The organism is Streptomyces sp. NPDC086147 (assembly GCF_040702165.1).
Classification (GTDB): domain Bacteria; phylum Actinomycetota; class Actinomycetes; order Streptomycetales; family Streptomycetaceae; genus Streptomyces.
The window spans coordinates 1-7,894 of record NZ_JBFBJO010000045.1 but is presented as its reverse complement, the minus strand read 5'-3'; the positions used below and the strand labels follow the sequence as shown (position 1 = coordinate 7,894).

Here is a 7,894-nt window from a genome sequence, read left to right as displayed (position 1 = left end):
GGGCGCCCCCCTCTTTCGCAACCGGGGGGGCGGCGCGGGGGGGCGGGCCCTAACGGCCGGGGGGGCCTTCGCCGCCCCCGTCGGCCGGCACCCGGCCCCACCGGCCTTGTCCGTGAGCTTCCGGAGCCCGCCGTTCAGCGGATCTCGGAGATCTCCGGGCCGCGCTGGAGCTGGCCCATGCCGCCGGAGAAGCGGGAGTTCTCCTGCTCCTCCTGCTGCACGCCGTCCGGCACCATCTGCGCGTCGTTGGGCAGCTTGAGGACGATCGGGTCGCGCGGGGCCATCGGGCCGTCGCCGCGGACGACCACGGTGTCGCGGATGATCTGCTCCAGGAGCCCGGCCGCCTCGGGCTGGACCGCGCCCTGGCCGGAGATCACTCCGCGCAGGAACCAGCGGGGCCCGTCGACGCCCACGAAGCGCACGAGCTGCACGCCGCGGTTGCCGTCCGGCAGCTGCACGGGGACCTGCGCGCGCAGCTCCCAGCCCAGCGGCCCCTCGACCTCGTCGATGACACCGCCCTGCTCGACGATGCCCGTGGCGATCTCGTCACGGACCTCGCCCCAGATGCCCTCGTTCTTGGGGGCGGCGAAGGCCTGGAGCTGTACGGCGCTGTCGCGCAGCACGACGGTGGCCGCGACGATCGCGTCGCCCGCCACCTCGACCCGCAGCTCCATTCCCTCGACGCCGGGCACGAAGACCCCGCCGAGGTCCACGCGGCCCTCGTCGGGCTTGGTGACCTCGGAGATGTCCCAGGGCCCGTCGGGCCGGGGCGCGGGCGGAAGGTTCACCCGACGCGGCTGGGCCGCGTCCTCGTCCTCCACCGCGTCGACGACCTGCTCGGCCTCGCCCGCCGCGTCCTCGGCGGCACCGCTCTTCTTGCGACGTCCGAACACGTCACTGTCCTTCCCGGTCGGATACGACCGAAGCGTATCGATTCCCACCCGTCGTGCCGTCCACGGCGGCGTGGCCGCCGGTGGACCCGAAGCCCCCCTCGGCCCGCGCCGAACCGGGAAGTTCCGCCACCTCGTGGAAGCGCACCTTCTCGACCTGCTGGACGACGAGTTGGGCAATCCGGTCGAATCGTTCGAACCGCACGCTCTCGCGCGGATCCAGATTGACCACGATCACCTTGATCTCTCCACGGTACCCGGCATCCACCGTCCCCGGGGCATTCACGAGCGCCACTCCGCAGCGGGCCGCGAGGCCGGAGCGCGGGTGCACGAAGGCGGCGTACCCGTCGGGGAGGGCCAGGGAGACGCCGGTGGGCAGGACGGCGCGCTCTCCGGGGGCCAGTACGGCGGCCTCCGTGGTCACGAGGTCGGCGCCGGCGTCGCCGGGGTGTCCGTAGGCCGGGATGGGGACCTCGGGGTCCACGCGCCGGATCAGTACGTCGACGGGGTTGCGCATCAGGGGTTCACCTCGAAGGCGCGGGCGCGCCTGACCTGGTCGGGGTCGGACATGGCCGCCCGGATCTCCTCCGGGCGCCCGTTGTCGATGAAGTGGTCGACCTTGACCTCGATGAAGAGGGCGTCGGCGCGGACGGCGACGGGGCCCTCGGGCCCGCCGATCCGGCCGACGGCGGTCGAGTAGAGCTTGCGGCCGTGCACGGCGGTGACGGCGGCCTCCAGGTGGAGCACGGTGCCGACCGGCACGGGCCGGAGGAAGTCGGTCTCCAGGCGTCCGGTCACGGCGATGACCCGCAGCAGCCAGTTGAGGGAGCCGAGGGTCTCGTCGAGCGCGGTGGCGAGGACGCCGCCGTGCGCGAGGCCGGGGGCGCCCTGGTGGTCGGCGGTCACCGTGAACTCGGCGGTGACGGTCACGCCCTCGCCCGCCCGCGCCTCCAGGTGGAGGCCGTGGGGCTGCCCGCCGCCGCACCCGAAACAGTGCCCGTAGTGCGAGCCGAGCAGCTCGCCGGGGGCCGGCGCGTCGGGGTGGCGTACCGGCGGTATGGCGTCGGCCGGCGGGGTGAGGGCGGCAGATGTTGCAGTCACAGGCGCAGACCTTACCCGCGCGGACGGACGCGGGTCGCGCCGTGCCAAGCTTGGACGCATGCAGCCTTCCGTACCGTCCCCGGCCCCCTCTCCCGAGTCCTCCGCCGTCCCGGCCGCGCCGCGCTTCGACGAGCGGCTGACGGCGCCCGGCTCCTGGTGGGTGATCGCGGGCCTGCTCGGCCTGTCCGGCGGTCTGATCATGGTCCCGTTCGGCACGGTCCCGATGCTGGGCGGTCTGATCGTGGCGGCGGTGCTCGCCGGTGCCGCGGTCTCCTCGTACGGCTCCGCCCGCGTCCGGGTGGTGGCCGGTTCGCTGGTGGCGGGGGACGCGCGGATCCCGGTCTCCGCGCTGGGGGCGGTCGAGGTGCTCGACGCCGAGGAGGCGCGCGCCTGGCGCACGCACAAGGCGGATCCGCGCGCCTTCATGCTGATGCGCAGCTACGTGCCGCGGGCGGTGCGGATCGAGGTGACGGACCCGGCGGACCCGACGCCGTACGTGTACCTGTCCAGCCGTGAGCCGGAGGCCCTGGAGGCGGCCGTCGAGGCCGTGCGGGCCGACGCCGGGGCCTGAGGGACGGCAGGGCGGGGCCGGGGCGGCGGAGCCCCGGCCGCGGTCCGCCGGACGGGTCCTAGAAGCCCAGTTCCTCGGGGTTCTCGGGCTGCTCCAGCGGGGGCAGCTCCGGAAGGGCGCTCCAGGGGACCTGGCGCTCGCGCAGGTCCTTGCGGATGTGCGCGGCGAGCTTCTTGGTGTCGCGGCGGTTCATGACGGCGCCGACGGCGGCGCCCACCATGAACGGCATGAGGTTCGGCAGGTTGCGCACCATGCGCTTCATGATCTGCTGGCGCAGTTCGCGCTTGAGCTGTCCGCCGAGCGCCGCGTTGACGGTGGTGGGCTTGGTGGGGTCGATGCCCCGCTCCTCGGCCCAGGAGGTCAGATAGGCCGCCGAGCGCTGGGTGAGCCGGCCGGGGGGACGCAGCCCGTACACCTCGTGCAGTTCGGCGATGAGCTTGAGCTCCACGGCGGCGACGCCGGTGATCTCGGCCGCCAGCTCGGCGGGCAGGGCCGGGGGTACGGGGAGCATGGCGGCGACGCCGATGCCCGCGCCCACGGTCGAGGACGCGTTCGCCGCGCCGGTGACGAGCTTGTCGGCGATCTCCTCGGGGCCGAGCCCGGGGAACTGTCTGCGAAGGGTCGCCAGGTCGCGGACGGGGATCCGCGGGGCGAGGTCGATCAGCCGGTCGGCCAGATGGCCGATGCCGGCCCTGGCGCTGTCTCCGCCGCGCTTCACGCCCTGCGCGACGCCGCGCCGGACGGCGTCGATCCGGTCGGAGTCGATCTTCATCCTGTCGAGCCGGCCCCGTGCGGGGTCGGCGAGCCGTTTGACGGCGTCGAGGCGCCCGGCCCGTCGCGCTTCGACGGGCGACCCGTCGCCCTGCCCCGTCTCCCGCTCCGCGGGGAGGGGCGACTCCGGGGGAAGGGACGCCGTCTCCTGCTCGGCGGCCGCTTCGAGCGAGGCCGGTAGGCCCCGCTCGTCGTCACGTGCGCCGAGGGAGGGCAGGGAGGCGGTGGGCTCGGCGTCGGGGGCCTCCTGGGCGCCCTCTGCCGGGCCTGGTCCGCCCTTGTCCGTCCGCGGGCTCCCGGGGAGCCGCAGACGCCGCTTCCGGGACGGTGTGTCGCCTGCCACGGTCGAGCGTTCTCAGTCGCAGTCGCGGCAGATGGGCTGACCGTTCTTCTCCCGGGCCAGCTGGCTCCGGTGGTGCACGAGGAAGCAGCTCATGCAGGTGAACTCGTCGGCCTGCTTGGGCAGGACCCGGACGGCCAGCTCCTCGTTCGAGAGGTCGGCGCCGGGAAGCTCCAGGCCTTCGGCGGCCTCGAACTCGTCGACGTCGACGGTCGAGGTCGACTTGTCGTTCCGGCGGGCCTTCAGTTCCTCAAGGCTGTCCGAGTCGACGTCGTCGTCGGTCTTGCGTGGGGTGTCGTAATCCGTTGCCATGTCGCTCTCCCCCTCTGGGTGGTTGCGGTGTCTCCAGCGCACGTAACGCGTGAGAGGTCGGACTTGTGCCCGACCTGAGGCGGAGATTTTGCCTCACATCAAGGTCTGTTACTCAATCGACACCCGTCGCGCCCTCTCACGAGTGATCGGCTTCGGGTGGCGAACCGGACCGTACACGGTCCGGCGGGCGTCCCTCGCGGGCGCCACCCCGTGTACTTCCCGTCATTCGGGGCCCTGAAAACCCGGACTTTTCCTGGTTTTCGGAGGGATTTCCCGGTCACGGAGAGTGGATGCCCGCGCACCCTCCCCTGTGATCGATCACACATGAGCGTCTCAGGGGTCGGGCCGTGGAATTCCGCGCAAAGCGAACGGAACCGGTCGGCTCGTGCAGTGTGTCAGATCGGCAGAGTGACGCGCATCACGAGACCACCGCCCTGGCGGGGCTCCGCGATGATACGGCCGCCGTGGGCGCGGGCCACGGACCGGGCGATCGACAGGCCGAGACCGACCCCCTTGTCGCTGCCGGTCCGCTCCTGCCGGAGCCGCCGGAACGGCTCGAAGAGGTTGTCGACCTCGTACGCGGGGACCACGGGTCCCGTGTTCGAGACGAGCAGCACCGCCTGGCCGTTCCCGACCTCGGTGGTGACCTCCACCCAGCCGCCCTCCGGCACGTTGTACCGCACGGCGTTCTGGAGCAGGTTCAGCGCGATCCGTTCCAGCAGGACGCCGTTGCCCTGGACGACGGCCGGCGCGCGCTCGCCCCGGATCTCGACGCCCTTGGCCTCGGCCTCGGCGTTCACCTGGTCGACGGCCCGCTCGGCGACCTCGGCGAGGTCGACGGGCTTGCGCTCGATGATCTGGTTGTCGCTCCGGGCGAGCAGCAGCAGGCCCTCGACGAGCTGCTCGCTGCGCTCGTTGGTGGCGAGCAGGGTCTTGCCGAGCTGCTGGAGCTCAACGGGGGCGCCGGGGTCCGAGAGGTGCACCTCCAGGAGGGTGCGGTTGATCGCGAGCGGGGTCCGCAGCTCGTGCGAGGCGTTCGCGACGAACCGCTGCTGGGCGGTGAAGGCCCGTTCCAGGCGCTCCAGCATCTCGTCGAAGGTGTCGGCGAGCTCCTTGAGCTCGTCGTCCGGGCCGTCCAGCTCGATCCGCCGGGACAGGTCGGAACCGGCCACCTGGCGGGCGGTGCGGGTGATCCGGCCGAGCGGGGAGAGCACCCGTCCCGCCATGGCGTAGCCGAAGGCGAAGGCGATGATGCTCAGGCCGAGCAGGGCGAAGAGCGAGCGGCGCAGGAGGGCGTCCAGGGCCCGGTCGCTCTGGTGCCGGAGGCAGACGGAGACCGCGTCGTTGAACTGCTCGACGGTGCCCGTGTCGGGCAGGTCGCACCACGAGGTGGTGGCCTGGACCTCGCCCTTGACGATCTTGAAGGGCAGCTGGGCCGCGCTGTCGCTGAGCGCCTGGGCGGTGAAGAGGTAGATGATCGAGAGCAGCAGGATGCCCGCGATCAGGAACATCCCGCCGTACAGCAGGGTGAGCCGTATCCGGATGGTCGGGCGGAGGAGCGGGCGGACCGGGTCCCTGGGGTCCCAGGTCGGCTTGGGGGGCGCCTGGGGGTGGGGCGCGGGGGTCGTGGCCATCGCGGTCAGATCCGGTACCCGGAACCGGGCACGGTGACGATGACGGGGGGCTCGCCGAGCTTGCGGCGCAGGGTCATGACGGTGACGCGGACCACGTTGGTGAACGGGTCGGTGTTCTCGTCCCAGGCCTTCTCCAGGAGCTGCTCCGCCGAGACGACGGCGCCCTCGCTGCGCATGAGGACCTCCAGGACGGCGAACTCCTTCGGCGCGAGCTGGACCTCGCGGCCGTCGCGGAAGACCTCGCGGCGGTTGGGATCGAGCTTGATGCCGGCGCGCTCCAGGACGGGCGGGAGGGGCACGGTCGTGCGGCGGCCGAGGGCCCGCACGCGCGCGGTGAGCTCGGTGAAGGCGAAGGGCTTGGGGAGGTAGTCGTCCGCGCCCAGTTCGAGGCCCTCCACGCGGTCGCTGACGTCGCCGGAGGCGGTGAGCATCAGGACGCGGGTGGGCATGCCGAGCTCGACGATCCTGCGGCAGACGTCGTCGCCGTGCACGAGGGGCAGGTCGCGGTCGAGGACGACGACGTCGTAGTCGTTGACCCCCACGCGCTCCAGGGCCGCCGCGCCGTCGTACACGACGTCGACGGCCATGGCCTCCCGGCGCAGTCCGGTGGCCACCGCATCGGCGAGCAGCTGCTCGTCCTCGACGACGAGTACGCGCACGTCGTACATCCTTCCGTTGAGCCGCGACCCGGGACGGGGACCGGCCGATAGCTGTGCTGACTGTGGGTGTCCATCCTGCCCCGTACGCGCGTAAACCGGCTGTAAGGCGGCGGTGCGGGCCCGTGGCCGGATCGGGCCCCGGAAAGGGGCACCGAGAATTCACCTGATTCGCGGGCCAGTTGAGGTTTCTCCGCGGAAGGGGCTGGGGAGGACGACTGCACACCCCGCGATCACGCCCTGTATGTGGCACGCCACCCGGAGCTCTCCGTCCCCCGGAGACCACGGTGCGTGATCCGACCCACCCTCGGCACACCCCCGTGCCACTCGACCCATGACGAGGGGGCGCACGATGGACGCTTTCACCGCCGGCCTGCTGCACCGCATCAGGACCACGCAGACGGACCTCACGCGGGCGCGTGAGACGGGAGACGACTACCTGGTGGACGTGGAGCAGGCGGAGCTGGAGGACCTGCACCGCCTGGCCGCCGAGCACGGCGTGGAGGTGGCCGCGCCCGGCGTCTGACCCGCCGCTCCCCTTGGAGTCGTGGACCCGCGAGGGCCCCGGTGCCCGTCCCGGCACCGGGGCCCTCGTCCGTCCGCCCCCGGCCCGCCGGGGCCGGGCCGGCCGTACGGGCGGGGTTCAGTCGTGCCAGGCCCCCAGCTCCTCCAGGAGCCCCTGGAGGGGCGCGAAGAGGCCCGGGGAGGCCGCGACCACCAGGTCGCCTGAGGCCGGCTCCCCGGGGCGGCCGCCGGTCAGGGCGCCCGCCTCGCGGGCGACGAGCCCGCCCGCCGCGAGGTCCCAGGGGTTGAGGCCGCGCTCGTAGTACGCGTCGAGGCGGCCCGCGGCGACGTCGCAGAGGTCGAGGGCGGCCGAGCCGGCGCGCCGGATGTCGCGGACGCGCGGGATCACCTGCCGGGCCACCTCGGCCTGGTGGGCGCGCCGGGTCTGGACGTAGGCGAAGCCGGTGCCGACCAGGGCCTGGTCGAACGGGGGCGAGGGGCGGACGGCGAGCCGCCGGTCCCCCGCGTACGCGCCCCGGCCGAGGACCGCGTGGTACGTCTCGCCGCGCAGCGGCGCCTCGACCACGCCGACGACGGCCTCGCCGTTCCGTTCGGCGGCGATCGAGACGCACCAGGCGGGCAGGCCGTAGAGGTAGTTCACGGTGCCGTCGAGCGGGTCGATGACCCAGCGGACGCCGCTGGTGCCGGGGCTGGCGGCGCCCTCCTCGCCGAGGAGGCCGTCCTGCGGGCGGTGCTCGGCGAGGAAGCCGGTGATCAGCTTCTCGGCGGCGATGTCCATCTCGGTGACCACGTCGATGGGGCTCGTCTTGGTCTTCGCCACGGCCAGGTCGTCGGGCCGGCCGTCGCGCAGCAGCGCTCCGGCCCGCCGCGCGGCCTCCAGGGCGATCTCGTGCAGTTCGGTGAGCAGGGGGTCGGGGACCTCGGTCATGGGATCTCCTTGCGCGTGCGGGCGGGTCACGGGGTTCTCCCGCGCGTACGGGGACGCGTGCGGGTCCTCCTACGCGTATGGGCTGTCGGCGCCGGCCGCCGCGGGTCGTTCGGTTCTGGCGGGGCAGCAGCCGATGGGGCACAGGTCGTGGGAGGGTCCGAGTGTG

Annotated in this window: 10 protein-coding genes; 2 read left to right on the top strand and 8 right to left on the bottom strand. The window is 73.2% G+C overall.

What is annotated here, in order from left to right; translation table 11 throughout:
* Positions 1-134 precede the first annotated feature (134 nt).
* From AB0398_RS34030 to AB0398_RS34020, 3 genes are read right to left on the bottom strand one after another with little or no spacing between them, the layout of a single operon-like run.
* Positions 135-893, bottom strand: coding sequence for a DUF3710 domain-containing protein (locus AB0398_RS34030; protein WP_366379541.1), 759 nt, complete (start codon positions 891-893; stop codon positions 135-137).
* A 1-nt stretch (position 894) separates the two neighbouring features.
* The gene (gene dut, locus AB0398_RS34025) at positions 895-1,407 is read right to left on the bottom strand and encodes a dUTP diphosphatase (protein ID WP_062751823.1); all 513 of its coding nucleotides are present in this window, start codon (positions 1,405-1,407) and stop codon (positions 895-897) included.
* Complete coding sequence (locus AB0398_RS34020; protein ID WP_030211231.1) at positions 1,407-1,991, bottom strand: PaaI family thioesterase; 585 nt, start codon at positions 1,989-1,991, stop codon at positions 1,407-1,409. Before AB0398_RS34020 ends, dut begins: the two co-directional genes overlap by 1 nt.
* Positions 1,992-2,049: 58 nt before the next feature.
* On the opposite strand from AB0398_RS34020, the gene AB0398_RS34015 reads away from it, so the two are divergent.
* Complete coding sequence (locus tag AB0398_RS34015; protein WP_366379540.1) at positions 2,050-2,562, top strand: DUF3093 domain-containing protein; 513 nt, start codon at positions 2,050-2,052, stop codon at positions 2,560-2,562.
* Between the two features lie 58 nt (positions 2,563-2,620).
* Here the strand turns inward: AB0398_RS34015 and AB0398_RS34010 are convergent, their stop codons facing one another.
* The 4 genes from AB0398_RS34010 to AB0398_RS33995 form a co-directional block, all read right to left on the bottom strand.
* Positions 2,621-3,676, bottom strand: a complete 1,056-nt coding sequence (locus AB0398_RS34010) for a hypothetical protein (RefSeq protein WP_366379539.1) — start codon at positions 3,674-3,676, stop codon at positions 2,621-2,623.
* Positions 3,677-3,688: 12 nt separating this feature from the next.
* Positions 3,689-3,985 (bottom strand): DUF4193 domain-containing protein, encoded by a 297-nt coding sequence (locus tag AB0398_RS34005; protein ID WP_003955561.1) that lies wholly within the window; start codon positions 3,983-3,985, stop codon positions 3,689-3,691.
* A 395-nt stretch (positions 3,986-4,380) separates the two neighbouring features.
* Complete coding sequence (locus AB0398_RS34000; protein ID WP_366379538.1) at positions 4,381-5,619, bottom strand: HAMP domain-containing sensor histidine kinase; 1,239 nt, start codon at positions 5,617-5,619, stop codon at positions 4,381-4,383.
* Positions 5,620-5,624: 5 nt separating this feature from the next.
* Entirely contained in the window at positions 5,625-6,278 is a 654-nt protein-coding gene (locus AB0398_RS33995) for a response regulator transcription factor (protein ID WP_030211224.1), read from the bottom strand.
* A gap of 349 nt (positions 6,279-6,627) precedes the next feature.
* On the opposite strand from AB0398_RS33995, the gene AB0398_RS33990 reads away from it, so the two are divergent.
* Positions 6,628-6,801 carry a hypothetical protein gene (locus AB0398_RS33990; RefSeq protein WP_366379537.1) on the top strand — a complete coding sequence of 58 codons (174 nt, stop codon included), beginning with the start codon at positions 6,628-6,630 and terminating at the stop codon, positions 6,799-6,801.
* Positions 6,802-6,918: 117 nt separating this feature from the next.
* On the opposite strand, the gene AB0398_RS33985 is transcribed toward AB0398_RS33990, so the two are convergent.
* Positions 6,919-7,728 carry an inositol monophosphatase family protein gene (locus AB0398_RS33985; RefSeq protein WP_366379536.1) on the bottom strand — a complete coding sequence of 270 codons (810 nt, stop codon included), beginning with the start codon at positions 7,726-7,728 and terminating at the stop codon, positions 6,919-6,921.
* Positions 7,729-7,894 lie beyond the last annotated feature (166 nt).